General features: G+C 50.4%; 1 protein-coding gene. It reads left to right on the top strand.

Going from position 1 to position 238, the window contains the following annotated elements; genetic code table 11:
• Positions 1 to 238, top strand: a 238-nt coding sequence (locus tag B0E34_RS22765) for an ArsB/NhaD family transporter (protein WP_503327694.1), incomplete at both ends; no start/stop codon positions are given.

Below are 238 nucleotides of genomic sequence, written 5' to 3'. Positions count from 1 at the left end.
ATTTTTCTGCTGACGCTCACGCTCGTGATTTGGCAGCCGAAAAATCTATCCATCGGCTGGTCGGCCTGCGGAGGAGCGGTGCTGGCTTTAATTGCCGGAGTCGTCAATTTTCAGGATGTATTAGACGTAACGGGAATCGTATGGAATGCGACTTTGGCATTTGTTGCGATCATCATTATCTCCCTGATCCTTGATGAAATCGGATTTTTCGAGTGGGCCGCCCTGCACATGGCCAAGG

The organism is Chryseobacterium mucoviscidosis (assembly GCF_002177115.1).
GTDB classification, from domain to species: domain Bacteria; phylum Bacteroidota; class Bacteroidia; order Flavobacteriales; family Weeksellaceae; genus Chryseobacterium; species Chryseobacterium mucoviscidosis.
Note: the sequence above shows the minus strand (reverse complement) of the source record. Positions and strands in the feature narration are given on the sequence as shown.